Here is a 19425-nt window from a genome sequence, read left to right on the forward strand (position 1 = left end):
AAACGGCAGCGCCGCTCCTTCAACCCCGCAACATATACGTTTCGTATTCCAATGACATGAATTTTCTATCGAGCACTTTCACGGAAGCCACCACCACGACCAGCAACGCGAGCGCGAAACCGTAGCCGTAGTAGTCGGGACCGAGCCTGAGCGTGATGCCGGTGAACAGTCCGTTCAGCAGCACGAACCCGGCGGTGAGCCGCAGCACCATGCGCCGTCCGTCCAGATAGAAGAACACGTTGAGCAGTCCGAGCAGCAGCACCTGCAGACTCGCCGATACCACGTCGACGACGAGCAGCGGCAGATACAGCGGCGAAATGCCGAGCGAAGCCAGCACGCGCTCGCCGAAGGCGATGATCAGCAACAGCACGATAGTCTGCACCTTGATGATCTCGTACAGGCCGGCGCGCACGCTGCCGACCATCATGTCGCGCATTTCGTTGATATGGCGCAGCGTAGCGCCGCTGCGCACCGCGTTGTAGAACGCGTCGTAATACTCGACGAAATCCGCTTCGATCCGCACGAGGAAGGTCGCCATGCCCGGCATCACGCACACATACGCGATAAAAATCGGAATGTCGTAAATCACCGACGCATGCAGCGGCCCGATCACGCGGGTGCCCGTGCCCGGCGAATACCAGAACATGAACTTGTCGAGCCACACGCCGATATTGAACAGCAGCCCGACCAGCGCCAGACTCGGATAGGCGAAACGGCGCTCGAACACTTCGAACGAAATGAACCGCTCGGAGCGGTAGTTGCGATAGATCAGCCCCGACAGGCCGGCCAGCAGCACGATATGCCCCGCCACGAATCCGCCGAGCAGACCGACCAGCCCATAGCCGTTCAACGCCAGCGCGAGACACACCACGCACGCATAGCCGACGAAGAACACCAGCAGAATCTGCCGGTACTGCTTCACGCTGGACAGGAAAATGACGGCGATCCAGATATTGCTGACCACCACGAAGCCCGTGATCATCAACAGACGGTAGATCAGCGGCTCGCTGCGAAACCCGACCAGCATCGCGATCACGGCGACCGCGGCCGCCAGCAGCGACGACACCAGCACCACGCCGTTATAGTTCGACAGCACCAGATCGTCGCGCTTCTCGAACAGCCGGTCCGAAATGAAGCGCGTGAACGACAGTTGCAACGGCCCGGTCAGGATCAGGCTCAACGCGATCAGATACGTAACCGACACCTGGAACTGCACGATCGCGAAGGTCGGTATCACCGACGTCAGACTGATCAAACCGATAATCAGAATGCCGAAGATCGACAGAATCAGCGGCCCTGAGCTGATCAAGCCCGCGTAGGCATAAGCGCGCGCCACGCCCATCAGCGTGTCGCGGCGCATGATCTTGCGCAATTCGAAGCCAATCCCCGCCATTAGCGTGTCTCCTGCGATTGAACGGACGCCGCGGTCTGCGCACGCGCGCCCGCTCCGTTCGATTGAGTGCCATGGTTCACCGGGCAGCGCGCGGCGTCGCCGCCCGCAGCGTTCGCCTTACGATCCGGCAGCGCGGCCAGACGCTCGTACAGCACCCGATAGCGATCGATCATCTGCGTCTTCGTGTAGTAGCGGCGCACGCGAGCCAGGCCCGCCTGCTGCGCGGCCAGCCAGCGCGCGTCGTCGGCGAGCAGCGACAGCACCGCCTGGGCGAACGCCGCCGGGTCCGCGAGCTGCACCACCATGCCGGCCGAGCCAAGCGCGCGGTCTTCTTCGTCGACGCCTTCGATCAGTTGGCGGCACGAACCCACGTCGGTCGTGATGGCGGGCACGCCAGCGGCGAAGCCCTCCAGCACCACCAGCGGCAACGCCTCGCTGATCGAGGTCAGCGCGATCACGTCGACCTGCGGCAGCATCTCGTCGATACGCTGGAAGCCGAGGAATTTCACATTCCGGCCGAGCCCGAGACTTTCCACCAGCGCACGGCATTCGAGCGCATAGGCGGGATCTTCCTCTTCCGGCCCGATGATCCAGCCCTCCAGATCGGGCAGACTGCGCGACGCGATAAAGATCGAGCGAATGAAGGTCTTGATGTCCTTGATCGGCACCACCCGGCCGATCAGCGCCACCACACGATGCGCGCGCGGTTTGCGCTGCGCCACCAGCGGCGCGAGACCGTCGACGTCGATGCCGTTCGGAATGCATTGCGTGCGTTCGGCACGCGCGCCGTCGGTAATCTGGCGCTGACGGTTGGTCTCGTACAACGCGACGATGTCGTCGGCGGCGTCATAGGCGAGCTTGCCGATCGCCTCGAAGAAGCGCACCCACAGCTCGCGGAAATAGCTGACGCGCGAGATATCGCGCTCGAACACGCCGCGGTTGTCGCGAATCCACTGGCTTTGCAGCAGGTCGATCTTGCGTTCTTTCGTATAGATGCCGTGTTCCGAAATCAGCAACGGCCGGCCGGTGCGGTAATGCATCAGCGCGCCGAGGAAGCCGCCGTAACCGGTCGACACCGTGTGGTACACCCGCGCCGGCAACAGCTTTTCGGCGACGCGGGCAAGTTGCCACAACGGCTTGTGCATGATCCGCACGGTCCAGAAATAATCGGTGAACGACGGATCGGTGCAGTACTTCTGGTACTGATCGACGATCGTGTCCCACGCCGCGCGGCTCGACAGAAACTCCGCCTCGTTCAGCGCGCCTTTCTCGCCCAGCATCGGAATCATGCTGGCCATCAGCGCGCCGGCGTCCACGCCGCTGCGCGTGTCGCGCAGCGCATCGTGCAATTCCTGCGAGCGCGCGAAGGCCGCGGCGTCGCCGGCGACCGCGCGCGGCTGCGGCAGGTCGGCCCGCTCCGACTCGTACAGGAAGTGCGTTTCGATATGCACGACGTTATCCGGCAACGCGTACGCAACGCCCGAATAGTCCTGCAGGCGGCTGCCGATGAACACGATCGCGAAACGGGTCGTCGGATAAGAGCGGATCATTTCATTGACCCAGCTCGACACCCCGCCGCGCACGAACGGGAACGTGCCTTCGAGCAGCAGGCAGACATCGGCGTCGGCGGCGCGACGTACAGGAAGTTCTTTGATCATGACCAGTACTTCACCACCGGTTTGAGTGTGGGCAACGCGGCCGCGTTACCCAGCGAGCCGAGCAGTTGCGACACGCTGGCATAGTGGCCGCGCAGGAAATCCGCCTCCGCCAGCCACGGCACCAGCCGTTCGCGCGGGAAGCCCAGATCCAGCGCCCGCGCAATATGTTCGTGAGCGGCATCCGGCAGACCGTTCGCCAGTGCGAGACGGCCGCGAATCAGCCACAGCGCCGCGTCGCTCTGATCGGTTTCGAGCGCCGCCTGCGCGTAGCGGTCGGCCTGTTGCAGCGTGTGACGGTAGACCGCGCCCTGCACCAGGTTCTGGTACACGAGTTCGAAATAGAGTTCGGCCAGCAGACGGTTGAGCGCGTGGCGCTCGGCGTCGCTATGGGTGGCTTCCAGCGCTTTGCCGGTGCGGAAGATCTTCTGCATGATTTCGTTCTCGGCATGGTCCAGCGTGCCGTACGCAATCAGGCGAATGTCTTCCAGCGGATCGGCGAGCAGTTCGCGCAGCAAGGTGCCCGTAGTGCGGGTCGGCATGCTCTGGATCGCCACGAGGGCCGACAAACGGTCAGTGGCCGACACCTGGGTATTCGCGAGACGCGCCTGCAGGCGCGCGCCGCCGCCGTGCGACACCCGCGACACCAGATAGGTGACGAATTCCGGACGCGGCACGTCGGTAAGCTGATCGCTTTCCTTGCGGCCGGGGAACAGCGCGGCCCAGATGCAACTGATCAGCACCACGACGCCGCCGAACAGCGGCACGAAGGTGCACGCCGCCCACAGGAACAGCAGCGACATCGCGCGCGGTTCGCGATAGTTCGGCGGCAGCCAGCAGCGCAAGGCGATCGCCTCGGCCAGCCCGGCCACGGCCTGCAGCGCGAGAAAGCGCAGCAGCGGGTCGATCGCGCCAGCCGGCGTCAGCAGGCTCACGACCGCCAGATACTGGAGGACCGCCGCCACCAGCGCGACCAGCACGCTCACGATGAGGGACAGGGGCTTAGACATCGAGGCCGCTTCGTTTGAGAAGACGCAGCAACGCCGCGCCCGGCTCGTCGCCCTCGAGGTGCAGCGTATGAACGCCGACGCGCGAATGTTCCAGATCCGAGTTGAACTGGGCCGTCAGGCTGGCCTCGATCCGCGCCAGATAGCCTTCGATCCCGGTGGTGTCGGTCGCCGGCATCAGGTTCACCAGCACCGATTGTTTGGCGGTCTGCACCGGCCACATCACGTCGAGCGAACGACGGCGGCGCATGACGTGTTCGAACAGCGAATCGCCCTCTTCGTCGCGCGGGAACGCCAGCGCCACCAGCGACGACGCCACGCCCGCCTTCTGCTGCAGACGCGTCAACCGGCTCAGGTCGAGCGCGAATTCGTACGGGCAGTTCGGCACGCTGTCGAGAATGCGCTGCACGAACGCCGAATGCTCGACGCCGTCGGCGTAGTAACCGAGCAGCACCAGCAACAGTTGCAGGTTGTCGAAATTGAGCGACAGGAACGGCATGCGCTTGACGATCAGCAGCGCGCGCAATTCGCCGTCGGCCGAGACCAGCGGCGCGCAGACCAGATACTGGCTGACCGGTACCATGGTGTCTTCGTTCTTCAGATGCGCGACGCTCAGCGTGGTGAGCGCGTGCGTGACGAGTTCGTCGTTCGCTTCGAGTTCGAACGCGTCGCCGATCTGCGCGATGGCCTGGGTGCCGAGCTTGCCGTCGCGCACCGGGTACAAGGCCGCCACTTCGATCTGGCAGGCCTGCGCGACGAATTCGAGCAAACCGCTCGCGCCCGTCAGCGTGTCGCCCGGCGCAGCGGCGGCCGGCACGGCCAGCGCCGTGTCCGTCGCCACGGAAAGGCGGCGCAATTCGGTGATCGAATCGCGCAGCGTGGTCGGCCGGGACAACAGGTCTTTCTCGAGCCGCTCGTGCGAGAGGCGCATCAGATAGTGACTGTTGGTCAGCGCGACGAGCCGGTCGTTCAGGTAATCGTTCAGCGACGACGCCCGCTCGGCGCGGGTGCCCCACGTGTCGCCGAAATGCCCGGCGAGAATGGTCTGGATCAGGCCGCCCGCAAAAAACATCGCGGGGAACGCGTTGCCGTGCGGATAAAAGAAGGACCATGCGCCAAGCATAATCACGCCGGACAGCAGACCGAGCAGACTGCCGTAGCGCAGCGCCACCAGCAGCGACACCAGCCACACCCACGGGTAGCCGGCGTGCAGCAGCAACGGGTCTTCGGGATGAAACCAGTGCGTCAGGGCCAGCACGACCACCACGAGCGCGATGGTTTCCACGATCGCGAACGGCCGCGCCACCGCGGGCGCCAGAAAGCGGCGCACACGTCCGAGATTGCCGAACGGATGCGCATGGCGCGGCTTCGAGGCGCCTGGGTTGTTTTCCACGGCTGCGGTATTCACGGCCATTTCCTTTTCACTTGTCGTATCGGGTTCCGGTGCGCGGTCCGCGCTTCACGCGCCAGCCGGCCACCCGGGGATAAGCTTACTGACGCGCCTGCAACGGCGACAGCACCTTGGCGATCAGCGAGCTGGCCACGCTCGACAGACCCGAGCGGCTCCAGCCGGTACGCGTACCCGTTGCGCTCCACACCACGGCGCCGTTCGATACGTCGATCAGTTCGAACGTCACGCCGACCACCGGCTCGCCGTCCACGCCGGTCTTGTAACGCCATTCTTCGACGGCGCCCGAGAGCACGTAACGGGCATTCTGCGAGCGCGCCCAGTCGAGCGCCTTGTCGCCGTCGCCGCGTTGCGTCGTGTCGAACATCGCGTTGCGGCTGGCATCGGCCGGCGCAATACGCACGTCCGCAATGCCGCCGACGCGCAGCGTGTTGGCCGCGATCGACTCGGCGCTGTGACCGGCGTCCGGCGTTTCAGTGTAGTTGGCGATCGACACCACCGCCACTTTGTCGCCGCGCGAAAGCGTCGGACCCGAGGTCTGGCGGACCGTGCCGCAGGCGCTCACGATCAGGGCCAGCGTGGTTGCCGCGACACACCAGGCGCTGGTTCGAGCCAATTGTTTGATGCCGTACATGAAGAATTCTCCTTGGATGGATTCGAAACCGGGATTCAGTAAAACCAGCTATAACGCGCGCCGATCTGGGTCACAGGCGTGCCGAGACGCGACACACGCTGATGTGAGAAAAAGACTGCCGCATGGTCGCCGCCGAACACGGTGCCCGCGAGCCCCAGGCTGACTTCCGGCCCCCAGCCCTGGAGCGTGTCGTGCAGCATGCCGACGTCGAGAAACGGCCGCCACGCGCGCGTGTACTGATCGATCAGATCGTTGCCGAAACCGAAGAACAGCCCGTATTGCGAGTACGTCTGCGGGACGAACGACGCCGCGGTGGCGGGACCGGCGGCCACCGGAATCAGCCGCGAAATCAGGCCGTCGGCCGCACCGCTGGCGCTGTAGTCGCCGTGCGCGCCGATCAGCCGTATCGTGTAGTCGGGATAGTTGGTGCGGATCCGATAGCCGATTTCCCCCGTCGACAGCACGCCGCTGCCGAGGTAGTGACGCGCCTGGCTATAGAAGCGGTCGGCTTCGACGGTGCCGGTTGCATACAGGTGCTGCGTGGCGTGATAGGTGACCGTGCCGATCACGTTGTCTTTCATGCCGCCGATCTGCAGCGCCTGCGATTCCAACGCCGTCTGGTTACGGCCGGCCTTGAGCTCGAACGACAGCGGCGAGTTTCTGCCCCACTCCGCGCCCACCGCGACGGTGTAGAAGCTGTCGAGTGCCTCGCGGCGCCCCGCGCTCACCTGGAAGGCCGTGTCGTAGGTTTGCCGGCGGGCGAAAAACTCCACCGAGCGATCGATTGCCGGCACCTCGGTGAGCTGCGAGGTATCGGTCGAATGCTGGAAGCGCTGGACACCCGTCACGCCGACCATGTACAGATCGGCCACCTTGATGCTGCCCGCGAGCGTTTGTTCGATGTAGTCGAGCGGATGCTCGACATAGCTCGTGACCGTGGCATCGAGCGATTGCGGCCAGGTCAACGCGGTCTGCTGCAGGCGGGTATGCATTTCCGAATCGTCAGGGGCGCCTTCGAGTCCCTGAAACGAGAGATCTTCGGCCGCGCCCGGACGGTCCACCTCGATCGACGCGTCGATCCGGTTGTAGAGCGGCAAGTGCGAGCCTTGCTGATCCAGCAGACGCTCCATGGCGGGCTTGTCGTTCTCGGCGAGCGCGATCGCGATCAGTTGCTCCGAAGGCTGCAACAGCACGGACGCGTACTGGCGAGCCAGCCAGCGCTTTGCCAGCGGATTCGCTTCCTGAGACATCGCCCAGGCCAGCGCCACATCGCGCGCCACCGACGAAGTCAGACGCCCCTGATCCGGCGCCGCCGTCGCGGCTTTTGCCGGCTTGAGTTGCGCGGGCGGCAGGCCCGGCGTATCGCCGAGCAGCGTGCGGCGCACCTCGGTGTGGTCGTTGCGACCGGCGTCGGAGGCGAGCAGATCAGTCAGGAACGCCTTCGACACATCGCCGTTTTCGAAGATCGAGGCGAGCGTCACGCGGCGGCCGAGCAACTGCTCCCGCACATCCCCGCCCTGCGACGTCCGCGTGCGCAGCGCGACCTGACCCGCCGCGTTGTTGGCGCGGATGTCGGCGCCTTCCTGCTGCATCTGGCGCCAGACATTGCGCCGGATCGACCACGCGCGATCGCCGCGGCCGGCCATCTCCTGCGCTTCCGCGTAGGTCAGTTGCCAGAGCGGATCGCGTGACATGGAAGCCGACTGCAGGCGCAGATACCTAAGCGCCGCTTCCGGCCGGTTCAGACGCATCAGCGCGGCGGCCAGCGGCCCCCACAAGGCGGGCGCCTGGGCGGGCGCGTCGCGCCACTCGGCCACCGCGTCGCGCAGTTGCGCTCCGCTGCCGTAGTCGACCAGCGTCCACAGCAACGCGGCGCGCAACTCGAGCGTGGCGCCGGGCAATGTCGAGGCGGCCTGCAGGTCGTGCAGCGCGTCGTACGGACGGTCGACCTCGAGATAATATTCGGCCCGCGCCTGCAGGAAAGCCGGATCGCGTTCGGCCGCGCTCAGTTGCGCGGGCGACAGGCTTGCCAGCAACTGCGCGACGCGATCGAACTGCTCCGCGATGGTGTAATAGTGAATCACCCCCTGCAGCGCGAGTAGCGACTGGTCGCGACGGAATTGCAGTTCGGACGTGCGAGCCGCATCGATCGGATACGCGTCGTAGAAGTACGTCATCGCGCTCAGGTCTTCGGGTGTCGCCTGATTGCTTGCCAACAGATGCTTGTACGCGTCGTTCGCCATGTCGTCGCGTTGCAGAAGACGGGCGAGTTGCGCGGCATTGCGCCAGAACAGCACGTCGTTGTCTTTCGCACCCTTGCGAGCCGCGAGGAGTGCATTGAGCGCACCTTTATAGTCGCCGTGACGATACAGCATGCTCGCCGTGCGCAGCGCGTATTGCGTGTTGTCCGGATAGAGCTGATTCAGCTTGCGGTAATAGGTCAGCGCTTCGTCGTCGTGACCGGAGCGCTCGGCGAGCAGCCCCAGGCGGGAATCGATCGCTTCGGCCGGCGAATTGTGTTGACGGCCGCGCAGGAAAGTCAGCGCGTCGTCAGGACGACCGAGACGCTCGTAGGTCGCGACCACCGAATCGAGCAGCTTCAGATCGCCGGGCGCCGCATTCGACGCCTGAATCAACGCCGCCAGATAGGCGTTGTCGTCGTTGAGCATCGGCGCGAGGCGCATCACGTTTTTCCAGCCGTCCGGATCCTGCGTGATCTGCGCGTAGGCGAGCCACATCTGCAACGCGAGCGGCGACGCATGATTCCATTCGGCGACCTGAGCAAGACGTTTAGCCCACACCGCCGAGCCCGGATTCTTCTGGACCTGTTCGGTCGCCACGCGCTGCGCGTTCGGCAAATCGTTCGATTCGAGGAAAGACTGATACAGCAGGCCCTGGACGTCGGTCCCCGACGCGGCGGCGGAGCTCGACGCGGAGGCTGCCGGCGCAGCGGATGCCACGCTCGTGCCCGATGCCGCCGACACGGCCGCGGCACCCGATGCCGCCGCGACCGACGAAGCACCCGCAGCATTCACCGCTGCGGCCACCCGCACAACGTGCGCGTCACCCCGGCCGTGCGTGCCGATCCGCATCACCCGGCCGGAACCGGCTTGCGGACCGTCCATATAAGCGTACGGCTGTTGCGAGCCGTCAAGCTGCTCGCGCTCGCGGATAAACGCGACCAGCCGCAGCGCACCGCCGTTGTCCGGCTGAGCTTGCGCATAGCCGGCCAGCGCCTTCGCGTAACGATCGACCAGATCCGGCCGATGCGCCGCGCGCGCCAGGTTCAGCAACACGATCAGCGTCTCGTGATCGTGCGCGAAAGCCGCGCCGTGCTGGTCGGCGGCAGCGAGCGCGTCGTCGAGCAGATTGCCGCCCTGCAGCGCCCGGATGCCTTCGATAAAACAGTGCCGCTGCGCGTCGAACGTCGCCGCGTTCGCCTGCAGACGGAACCAGCCGTCGGCCGCACCGCGATAGTCGCCGCCGTACATCGCAAAGCGCACCACTTCGCGGTTCCAGCGCGTTTGCTGCACCGGGTCCTGGACCGCGAGGCGCGCATACAGTTGCTCCGCGAGTTGTTGCGCACTCACCGATGCGGCCATCTCGGCCAGCACCTGCAGGTCGGCGGTCGACCACGACGACGCGGCCGCATTCGCGAGCTGCGCGCGCAGACGCACCAGCGCAGCGTCGCGCGCCGGGTCGTTGACGGGCAGCGCAAAAATCTCGCGCGTATCGACGGTCAGACGCAGCAACTGCGCCGAGCGGCGCATCGCCTCGGACGGCATGGCCGCCATGCGCACGGCGATCCGCCTCGCGTCTTCGTTGCGGCCCAGCTGCACGTATTGCGTGCCGAGCACCGACAGAATCTCGGCGTTATCGGGCTGCACGCGCAGCCAGGCTTCCAGATAAGCAATGCTCAGGTCGCTCGGCGCGTCGGTCGAGGTCATCCGGCTACGCAGACCACCGCGCGGATGCACGAGGTACAGCGTCATCAGCACGACACCCGCGAGCAGCAGGACGAGCCAGGTCGGCGCGATGCGAGGGCGGGTATCAACCACAGGCGGCCTCGACTGACAGATAGTTCAGTTTCGTGCCGATGTCGGCCGGCGTGTCGAAACGCAGGAAATCACCGTCGCGACGGGCCGCAACCGGCTGGTTGTTGATGCTGATCCTGCACGACTGCGCGTTTGCCAGCTTGACGAACGGCAGATAGTGACCGGCAAATTCAAAATGCATACCCTGCGGCGTGCGGCGGAAATTGCGCACGAAACCGTTGGCTTCGGCGATATACGGCACGCTCGCCGCGCCGCCGAGCGCGAAGCGCGCACTGCCGTCGTCGATATGGATATAGGTGCCGTCGGGACCGTTAGAGAAACCGGTCACGCCCTGCGCCGCATCCAGCGACGGTCTGGCGGTCTGCGGCCAATGCAGCTCGCGCACCGAGCCGTCGCCACGCACCACCCAGCCGCCTTGCGGGCCCACCTCTTTCGCCACGGCAAAAGTGCGCCAGTCCAGCACCTTGCGGATGTACTCGGTCACATACACCGGCAGCACCGGCTGCTTGAGCACCGTCGAGAAGATCTGGTCGAGCGCGCGCAACGACGCCACCTTGGTGCCGCTATACATGTGGTAGTAGACGTCGATCGGCTTGAAACGCAGCGGACGGTCCGTCATCGCGTAGGTTTCGAGTACGCGCGTAAAGCCATAGAACGGGCCTTGCCAGTCGTTCGTGTAGACGTTCTCGTCCTGGTTCGGCGCATACACCTGGTAGGCGCCCGGACCTTTGTCGACGCCGATCGGCGCGATATTGGTCCAGCTGTTGGCCGACTTCGTGATAACGGTGTCGCCGCCGTTGAAGTTATAGACGCCGGCTTCATACACCTTGCGCACGACGAAAGCGGGCGGCTGGCAATCGCCGGACCATTGCAGCATCACGGTCTTCTTGCCGGGCGGCGCGAGACGCGAGTTGATATAGTCGATCGAACCGGTGATCTCACGGTCGATATTGAATTTATATCCCGGAATATTCAGCGAGAACGCCGCATCGCCGCCGCCAACGTCCACCTGGGCGCCGGTCTTGTTGTCGACATGTTCCCATTGGAAAGGATGCGAATACGTGTGCGTGCCGATCTCGACGTTCGGCAGCGCGAACATCTTGCGGGCGATCTCTTCGAGACGCGGCGAGATGTCCGCATGCAGTCCCTTCGCGCCGACCTCGCCTTCAATGACCGACAGCGTCATCGGCACCTTGTAGCGGCTGAAAATCTGCTGGTACAGCGCCTCGCCCGAATAATCGGGACCCGGGAATTCGGCGCGCGACGCAAAGCCGTCGCCGTCGACATGCGACATGAACAGGCGGCGGCCGTTTTCGGTCGTGACGCTCGGCGACGGAAGGTCTTGCAGATGCAGCGCGGCTTTCATGAAAGCCATCGGCTGAATCGCCCAGCGTTCCTGCTCGATGCTGTCGAGCGAGGCCACGGTGTAAGGGCTCAGCGCGTAACCGCCCCACGGGGTGAGCGCGATCTGGTCGACCAGCACGCCATTGGCCGAGATGCGCAGCAGCGACTGGCTGTGCGGTCCGACACGCACACCCAGCAAATCGCGCGGCTCGGGTTTCGGATTGATTTCGAAGCCGACCATGGGATCGCTCTTGACCACCGAGACCGGCGCGGACAGCGTGCCGCTCACGTCCTGCAGATCGAGCGCCGCGCCGGCCGAACCGGCGGCGTCGAAACCGAACTGACCAAGAAACGCGACCGGCACGTGATCCGCCACGCGGGCGGCGACCCAGCGTTGCCAGGCTTCGGGGTCCGGCGCCGCGCCGCGCTGGATCCACGCGACCACGCCGGCATAGCGATCCGGCGAAATGTTGTCAGGCAGACGCGACGAGAAATCGGCGTACTCGACGTCGTAGCCCATGTAATTGAGCGGCGTGGCCAGATCGCGCACACCGGCGCTCAAGTCGAGCGGTTCTTTGGTGTCGCGGTCCTGAACGACGAGAATCTTGCGCGGTAACACTTCGATCCTGCCGATGCCGACCACGTCGCGCGCGCGGCTGGTCACGTACGGCAGCATGCCGGCCGCCACCACGCGAGCCGCGGTTTCGCGGGCGCACTGACGGTCGTTGCGCGTGCAGTACTCGACCGAGACGACCGGCACACCGGTCTGCTGGGTGAATGCACGCGCCTTCGCGAGGCGATCCGCGCGCTGCGCTTCGGGCACCTCGACCGGCCGGCCGCTATCGTCCAGTCCACGAACGAGCGACTCCCCGACCACCGCGTACAGCGATTTCGCATACGGCAGCGCGGCCTGCGTGACGTCGGCGCCACCGGCGACCAGTCGCGCATCCGGATGCATCTCGCGAATGCGCGCGGCCGCGGCGATCGCGACCGGCGTTTCAAGCAGGAACCCGCGATAGCCGCGCCGCCACAACGGCTCGACCTGACTGGCGATAAACGCTTCGGCGGTGTCACCGGGCTGGCCGGCGGTCGTGCGCGCGATCCACGTGGTATGGCGCAGCGGATGAGCCAGCGGCTCGAATCCCGTGGCGGGATCGACCACCACGGCGTCGAAAGCCTGCAGTTCGCCGACCGGCGGATTGGCCGCGTAGAAGAAAGCGAGATTCGGCGGGGCTGTGGCAACGCCATTCGCGGCCGATGCCGACGGCAACGGCGCGGCCTGGAGGTGAACGCCAAGCGGGGCAACGGCGCTCGAACCCAGCAGCACTGCAATCAAGGTGCGCTGGAAAAACCGTTTGCCGGTTCGTTCAGCTACCTTGCGAGAATTCCCGCCGGCCCGTGTCCCGGTCCGCTTCTTCATAGCCAAAATCTTTTCCCCGTTCTCTGCTGACTGAACACGAGCGGCGATATCTCCACAGGGAGAAAATTTCCGCTTGCTGATTTTTGAGCCGGCCTGTTTGGCATTAATTACGCAACCCAATGCGGCGTCGCGCCGGATGCGAAACCGGCCTGTGTTTGTTTCTTGTTAAGGCCGTGGAAGATAGCACATGAGTTGAGTCGTCTCAAGCTAGCTTCAGCCATTGTTGACATTCCCGCGGCTGAATACAACGCAATGCATCTGCTTGAATCTCAAGGCAAACGATTGCGCGGCAAATCCCCTGTCCGGCAAAGCCTGGCCTGATGTGTTGGGAATACGCCGCACTCAAACCCGAGTCACCATGAACACGCTCAAATCATCTGATCAATAATTGGGTAAAAACTGCACCACCGTTCGTTTTTCAAATAAGCTTTAGCGATTTTTTTACATCGTTTCGCAAAAGCCAATTCTCCTTAATTTGCAAAAGGCGAACTTTCCCCAATGCCGGACCCAGCAAGTAATAAATCGTAATACCAGACGAAAATCGATTTCATCCATCGCACGCGCCACACCGGAAGAAAAAATCTCGGCGAATCGGGAAGACCCTGGTCTCAGCCGCTCCGCCGCAGCCGACGGCGGGTCCGAAGACAGGATCGGCGCGGCGGCATCGTATGCAAGATGATTTATCGGCCAAGCCCCTAAAGGAATCGGCGGGCATTGCCGTTAGCGCAGTTGGCAAACCCGGAGTGATCCGGCGACGCAAAACTATAGGGACTCCCTTGGGGAGTTTGCCAGTTGCCCGCCGTAACCGCGGCGGGCCAATCGACAACGGTCATCGACAGACCGGGTCAGGAGGCCAGATGAAAAAAATCCAGGGGTTGGGTACGCTCGGCGTTGCTGTTCATAAATCCAACGAAACGAAGCGCCGCGCGACCCGCGCCGGCAAAGCGCTGAAACGGGCCACGCTGATGGCCTGCATGCTGGCCGGTTGTCTGCACGGCACGGCGTTCGCGGGCACCACGGCCGCGCTCAGTCTGGTGGTGCCTTCCTACTTCAATGCGACAAAAAGCGTGGCCGACTGGAACAGCATGGTCACCTCGGCTCATCAGGTATCGACCACCGCCATCCTGAATCCGGACAACGGCCCCGGCACCACCACCGACCCGAACTACGCGGCCGCGACGGCCAGGGTTCGCGCGGCGGGCGGCAAGGTGGTCGGCTATGTGCACACGTCGTATGGCAAGCGCTCGCTCTCCACAGTCGTGGCCGAAATCAATGCGTATGTAGCGCTTTACAAGGTTGACGGCTTCTTTATCGACGAGATGTCGAACGACAGCAAAATCGCGCACATCCAGTACTACCAGTCGCTCTACAACTACATCAAAGGCCTGAACGCGACGTACTCGGTGACCGCCAATCCGGGCACCAACATTCCGGAGCTGTACGCGAGCTTGCCGACGGCGGACACCTTCGTCGTTTTCGAAAGCACCGCCAAGGCTTATGCGAAATACGAGCCGTTGAGCTGGCAGGCGGCGTATCCGAAGACCCGCTTCATCCACATGGTGTATAGCGCGACGGCCGCGCAAATGCCGGGCATCGTGCAATACGCGAGCACGCACGGCGCGGGCGGCGTGTACGTGACCTCGCTGGGCGGCTCCAATCCTTATAAGGCCTTGCCGCCCTACTGGAGCGCCGAAGTCACGAACGCAATCACGCCTTGACCACGCGAACAGCAGGTCGATAGGTTGATAGGTCGAGATGTCGATACCCTGCCGCACCGGCCACGCCGGTCGCGGCGGATTGACCCGCTGAATGAGCGGCTTGCATCCACGATGCCTGCCGCTCTTTTCGTAGCGCCGCCGCGTGATCTAGAACACGCCCATCAGCCCGGACAACTGCGAGACATATGCCCCATAGCGCGGATCGCTCTTGACCTGCTCCGGCTGGCGCGGACGCGGCAAATCGATTTTGACGTCGTGGATCACGCGACCCGGTCGTTCCGACATGACCAGCACCCGGTCCGACAGAAACACCGCCTCGTGGATGCTGTGCGTGACCAGCAACACCGTGAGCGTGCTCTGCTGCCAGATTCTCAGCAGCTCGACGTTCAGGCGGTCGCGGGTCAGCGCATCCAACGCGCCGAACGGTTCGTCCATCAGCATCACGCGCGGCTGCAGCAGCAGAATCTGGCCGATCGCCGCGCGCTGGCGCATGCCGCCCGACAACTCGTGCGGATAGCGATCGGCGAACGCCGTCAGACCGAGCGTTTCCAGCAGCGCGGGCAAGCGCGCCTCGACCTGCCCGCGCGGCAGATTGCGCAGCTTCGCGCCAAGCCGGATATTGGCCCCGACCGTCAGCCACGGCAGCAGATTACTGGTCTGAAACACCACGCCGATATCCGGCACCGGTTTGTTGATCGGCTCGTCGCCGAGCAGAATCCGGCCGGCGTCGCACGGCACGAGGCCCGCCACCATGCGCAGTAACGTGCTCTTGCCGCAGCCGCTCGGGCCGAGGATCGACACGAACTCGCCCTGGCGAATCTGCATCGAGACGTCGTCGAGCGCGCTGAAGGCCTGCGCGCCGCCGCGCGCGGCGAAGCGCTTGCCCACCTGCTCCACCGCGATCAGCGCGGGCGCCGTGCCGTCGCGCGGCAACGCTTGAACCGACGCGCCGCTTGCCGGGGCGCGCTCCACGATACGCAACTTGTCGACCATCGCCATCAGACTGTCACTCCTCTCCACCACACGCCGCGCGACACCAGTTCGACGGCCCAGTAAAACAGCATGGCCAACCCGGTCACCATCAGGATCGCCGCGAACGACAACGCCGTCTGCGCATTCGACGTCGCGAATACGATCAGATGGCCAAGCCCCGACTCCGAGCCGATGAATTCGCCGACGATCGCACCGATCACCGCCAGCGGCATCGCGATCTTCAACCCGTCGATCAATGCGGGCAGCGCGGCCGGTAAGCGCAAGTGCCAGAAGGTCTTCGCCGGCGACGCGCCGAGCGCACGGAAATGCTCGTCGAGATTGCGCGGCACACCGGCGAGTCCGCCCATCGTCGCGATCACGATCGGGAAGAACGCGAACAGCACGGCCGCCGCCAGCTTCGACGCGAAGCCGTAGCCGAACCAGACGATCAGCAACGGCGCGAGCGCGATCTTCGGCATGCTTTGCAATGCGGTGACGAGCGGAAACAGGGTGCGCCGCGCGATGCTCGACATGCTGGCGAGCAAGCCGATCGCGAGACCGCCGACCAGCGCCAGCGCGAAACCGGCGAGCACTTCCCAGGCGGTCGTGAGCGTGTCCGACAGCAGCTGCCCGCGCATTTCCCAACCGGCCGCGAACACTTGCGAGAGCGCCGGCAGCACGTAGTCGCGCGTGCCGGTCCAGCGCACGCCGAATTCCCAGATCAGGCCGATCACGACCCAGAACGAGACGGTTTCGATCAATCGCTTCATGAGGGTTCCGAAGGGTTTCGAATTACGGATGAGCGGACGGATCGCGCGGTGCGCGGTCGGCGGCAGGGTCGGTTGAACCCGCTTCCTGTGCCTCGTTCTGCGCCGACGCCTGCGCCTGCTTCTGCGCCACCAGATGCGGCGGCGGCGGTACGACGAAACGCTCGAAGCGATACTGATCGAACGATTCGATCGTGCGCTCCCACACTTGCGGTTCGTGCGCGTCGCGCTCGCCGATCTGCGTCATCTCGCAGTACACCTCGACGTTATTACCGTCCGGATCCTTGAACACGAGGAACAGGTTATTGCCCGGACCATGCCGGCCGATGCCGCGCACGATCTCCACGCCATGCTCCTGCAACACCTTCACCGAGCGCTCCATTTCCTCGTAGCTGTCGATCAGATACGAGAAGTGCTCCAGACCCGGTCGCGAGTAACGCGGCAGATCGTCGAAGTCGGCGGAATCTTTCGGTAGCTGGGCGAGCGCGAGATCGTGATGATCGCTGCCGGCGCGCAGAAACACCATCTGATCACCGATCCAGTCGGACACTTTGAGGCCCAGCACGTCGGTATAAAACCGCGCGGACTTCTGGATGTCGCGCACCATCAGCACCATGTGTCCAATTCGCTTCGGACGCAAACTGTTCATTGCCTGTCTCCATTGCGCTCACGCTCCGCGCGAGCTGGTTGGAAGACGTGCCGCCCATCTGATGCCCGAGCGAAGCACACCCTCCCGATCGGGTTCATTCGACGAATCGGTTCGTATAAAGATCGACCGCCTTCACCTTCGCGCCAGTGCCGAACGCGCGCGACACGAAGGCCGCCGTCGACTCCATGCGCGCCGGACGCAGCCAGCCGGTCTTGTGGTCGGCGGGGTCGTCGGTAATCAGGCCGTTGGTCTCGACGATCTGTTGCAGCAGGATCGTCTTGTCGAGCACCGGATACTGCGCGGCGATCGCATCCGCCGCTTCCTGCGGATGCTCGCGCATCAGCGCATAACCGCGATAGGTCGCGGCGACGAAACGCTTGACCACGTCGGGATGCTGGGCCACGAAGGTATCGGTGGTCACGAGGCCGTTGCCCATCATATCCAGACCAAAATCACGATAGAACACGCGGCCGAGTTGTTGACCGGCGCGCTTCGCCAGCGCCGCCTGCACCGGCAGGCTCGCGCCCTCCCAACACTCCGACAGATCGATACGCTTTTGCAGCAGCGCCGTGTTGATCACGGCCGGGTCGAGCCGCACGGTCTTGATCGCGTCCGGTGCGAGGCCGTTCTGTTTGAGCCACGCCGGCATGATGTTCTGCACCGGCGACGCCCCACCGCCGCCGAGCGTCAGCCCCGACAGATCCTTCGGCGAATTTACCTTGAAGCCGGGCCGTTCGAGATAACACATCGCCCCCGGCCAGCGCGTGTTGATCGCGCCAACCATCACCGCATGGCCGCCATGCGCGCGGTTCAGCATCACGCTCACCGGATCGCCGTAGCCGAACTCGAACAGACCGCCATCCACTTCATTGACGGTGCGCTGGCCGCCGTAGCCGCGCATCACGCTGACGTCGAGCCCCGCCTCGCGGTAATAGCCCTTCGATTGCGCGAGCAGAATGCCGCCGGTGCTGCCCTGCGGCAGCCACGCGAGATTGACGCGCACGGCGTCGGCGGCTTGCGCCTGGGCGCTTGCCAACAGCGCGACGGCAGCGAGCGCTGCCGCGCTCGCTGCGATACGCCGCGCGGACCGCGCCGGCCGCACGGCATGTGGCACGAGCCGCGCCGAAGTCCGCTTCGCTACCGGCTGCGGCATCTCCTGCATGAGCGGCCGAATCGGCCGCTGCATGATCCGCTGCAAAAACGCGCGCCGTATCCGCTGCAACATGTCGTGTCCCCGTTCAGGAATGGAGTGAAAAAAGAAGCGCGGCAAGCGAGACGCCGCTCAGCCCGCTACCAGTGGATTTTCAATCGAGCCGATACCATCGATCGAGGCGACCATCACGTCGCCCGCCTTCAGATAAATGCCGCGGCCCATGCCGACGCCGGTCGGCGTGCCCGTGGCGATCAGATCGCCGGGTTGCAGCGTGAGGATCGTCGATAAATATTCGATCTGCTCGGCGATGTTGAAAATCATCCCGGACGTATTGCCGTCCTGCATCATCTCGCCGTTCACCGCGAGGCGCATGCGCAGATTCTGCGGCTCGGCGATACACGCGCGCGGCACGAACCACGGCCCGAGTGGACCAAAGGTATCGAAACTCTTGCCGCGAAACCAGTCGTGTTTGAACGGATAGTCGGTGCGCCGATTCAGGTCGCGCGCGCTGACGTCGTTCAGAATCGTGTAGCCGGCGATGTAGTCGTACGCGTCCTGCTGCGCGATATGGCGGCCGGTTTTGCCGATCACCACCGCCAGCTCGACCTCCCAGTCGACCCGCTCCGCGTGCGGCGGAATCACCACGTTGGCGAGCGTCGGCACCACGCTCGTTTCGGCCTTCATGAACATGTACGGCGTGCTTTCCTCGCGCGGCGCCAGCTCCGTGCCCATTTCCAGCGCGTGCTCGTAATAGTTCGATGCTGCCGCGAAAATCCGCCGCGGCTGGTACGGCACGCACAGCGTGTGGCCGCTGAGCGGGGCGAGATCGAGCGTGCCGGCTTCGATCGCGCGGGCCGCGTTGCCGAACCGTTCGACGATCGCCGCGCCGTCGCTTTCCCATCCGGCGATCAGGCTGCCGACATCGTCGATGCCCACGCCGGATGCATTCGGCGCGCTTTGCTTCAACGCCGCCTGCGCATCGTACAGCGCGTCGCCGACTGCCAGACCAGTGGCGCGGCGGCCATTCGATTCATAAGTTGCGATACCAAACCAGGTCACGTGTTGCCTCGCTTTTTTTACGTTTGTAGGGAGTCAGTCAGTTGCCGAGGAACTCATCAGTGCACTGAACAATTCGTATACATTCAGTCACTCATGTATTCTTATTAAAATCCTCGTATACACTTATCGGGGCGTGAACACGTTCGCGCGTACACTGCATGGGCTTGCACAGGCCGGATATGCGCGGTGGC

The 19425-nt window shown here is 64.3% G+C and carries 13 protein-coding genes and 1 riboswitch; of the genes, 1 reads left to right on the forward strand and 12 read right to left on the reverse strand.

Features of this window, described 5'->3' with window-relative positions:
• Window positions 1-19: 19 nt before the first annotated feature.
• The 7 genes from pelG to FA94_RS12200 all read right to left on the reverse strand — a co-directional run bounded on the left by pelG (window position 20) and on the right by FA94_RS12200 (window position 12916).
• Window positions 20-1393, reverse strand: a complete 1374-nt coding sequence (pelG, locus tag FA94_RS12170) for an exopolysaccharide Pel transporter PelG (RefSeq protein WP_035551311.1) — start codon at window positions 1391-1393, stop codon at window positions 20-22.
• Window positions 1393-3051, reverse strand: a complete 1659-nt coding sequence (pelF, locus tag FA94_RS12175) for a GT4 family glycosyltransferase PelF (protein ID WP_035551313.1) — start codon at window positions 3049-3051, stop codon at window positions 1393-1395. The genes pelG and pelF overlap by 1 nt, the downstream gene beginning before the upstream one ends.
• Window positions 3048-4058, reverse strand: coding sequence for a hypothetical protein (locus tag FA94_RS12180; protein ID WP_051980541.1), 1011 nt, complete (start codon window positions 4056-4058; stop codon window positions 3048-3050). The genes pelF and FA94_RS12180 overlap by 4 nt, the downstream gene beginning before the upstream one ends.
• A complete protein-coding gene (locus FA94_RS12185; RefSeq protein ID WP_035561934.1) occupies window positions 4051-5463 on the reverse strand; it encodes a PelD GGDEF domain-containing protein in 1413 nt (470 codons plus the stop codon). Before FA94_RS12185 ends, FA94_RS12180 begins: the two co-directional genes overlap by 8 nt.
• Before the next feature lie 82 nt (window positions 5464-5545).
• A complete protein-coding gene (locus FA94_RS12190; protein WP_035551316.1) occupies window positions 5546-6097 on the reverse strand; it encodes an LpoB-related protein in 552 nt (183 codons plus the stop codon).
• Window positions 6098-6132: 35 nt separating this feature from the next.
• Complete coding sequence (locus FA94_RS12195; RefSeq protein WP_035551318.1) at window positions 6133-10155, reverse strand: tetratricopeptide repeat protein; 4023 nt, start codon at window positions 10153-10155, stop codon at window positions 6133-6135.
• A complete protein-coding gene (locus tag FA94_RS12200; protein ID WP_197070202.1) occupies window positions 10148-12916 on the reverse strand; it encodes a bifunctional glycoside hydrolase/polysaccharide deacetylase family protein in 2769 nt (922 codons plus the stop codon). The genes FA94_RS12195 and FA94_RS12200 overlap by 8 nt, the downstream gene beginning before the upstream one ends.
• A gap of 721 nt (window positions 12917-13637) precedes the next feature.
• Window positions 13638-13716: riboswitch (cyclic di-GMP riboswitch) on the forward strand.
• Between the two features lie 57 nt (window positions 13717-13773).
• Here FA94_RS12200 and FA94_RS12205 point away from each other — a divergent pair.
• Window positions 13774-14634 carry a spherulation-specific family 4 protein gene (locus tag FA94_RS12205; RefSeq protein ID WP_035551321.1) on the forward strand — a complete coding sequence of 287 codons (861 nt, stop codon included), beginning with the start codon at window positions 13774-13776 and terminating at the stop codon, window positions 14632-14634.
• A gap of 147 nt (window positions 14635-14781) precedes the next feature.
• Here FA94_RS12205 and FA94_RS12210 read toward each other — a convergent pair whose 3' ends face one another.
• The 5 genes from FA94_RS12210 to FA94_RS12230 all read right to left on the reverse strand — a co-directional run bounded on the left by FA94_RS12210 (window position 14782) and on the right by FA94_RS12230 (window position 19234).
• On the reverse strand, window positions 14782-15633 hold the full coding sequence (locus tag FA94_RS12210) for an ABC transporter ATP-binding protein (protein ID WP_035551324.1): 852 nt from the start codon (window positions 15631-15633) through the stop codon (window positions 14782-14784).
• Entirely contained in the window at window positions 15633-16376 is a 744-nt protein-coding gene (locus tag FA94_RS12215; protein ID WP_035551325.1) for an ABC transporter permease, read from the reverse strand. The genes FA94_RS12210 and FA94_RS12215 overlap by 1 nt, the downstream gene beginning before the upstream one ends.
• Before the next feature lie 22 nt (window positions 16377-16398).
• Window positions 16399-17022 carry a VOC family protein gene (locus tag FA94_RS12220; protein WP_035551328.1) on the reverse strand — a complete coding sequence of 208 codons (624 nt, stop codon included), beginning with the start codon at window positions 17020-17022 and terminating at the stop codon, window positions 16399-16401.
• A 94-nt stretch (window positions 17023-17116) separates the two neighbouring features.
• Entirely contained in the window at window positions 17117-18208 is a 1092-nt protein-coding gene (locus FA94_RS12225) for an ABC transporter substrate-binding protein (RefSeq protein WP_081936339.1), read from the reverse strand.
• Between the two features lie 96 nt (window positions 18209-18304).
• Window positions 18305-19234 (reverse strand): fumarylacetoacetate hydrolase family protein, encoded by a 930-nt coding sequence (locus tag FA94_RS12230; RefSeq protein WP_035551331.1) that lies wholly within the window; start codon window positions 19232-19234, stop codon window positions 18305-18307.
• Window positions 19235-19425: the final 191 nt, after the last annotated feature.

The organism is Burkholderia sp. 9120 (assembly GCF_000745015.1).
GTDB lineage: Bacteria > Pseudomonadota > Gammaproteobacteria > Burkholderiales > Burkholderiaceae > Paraburkholderia.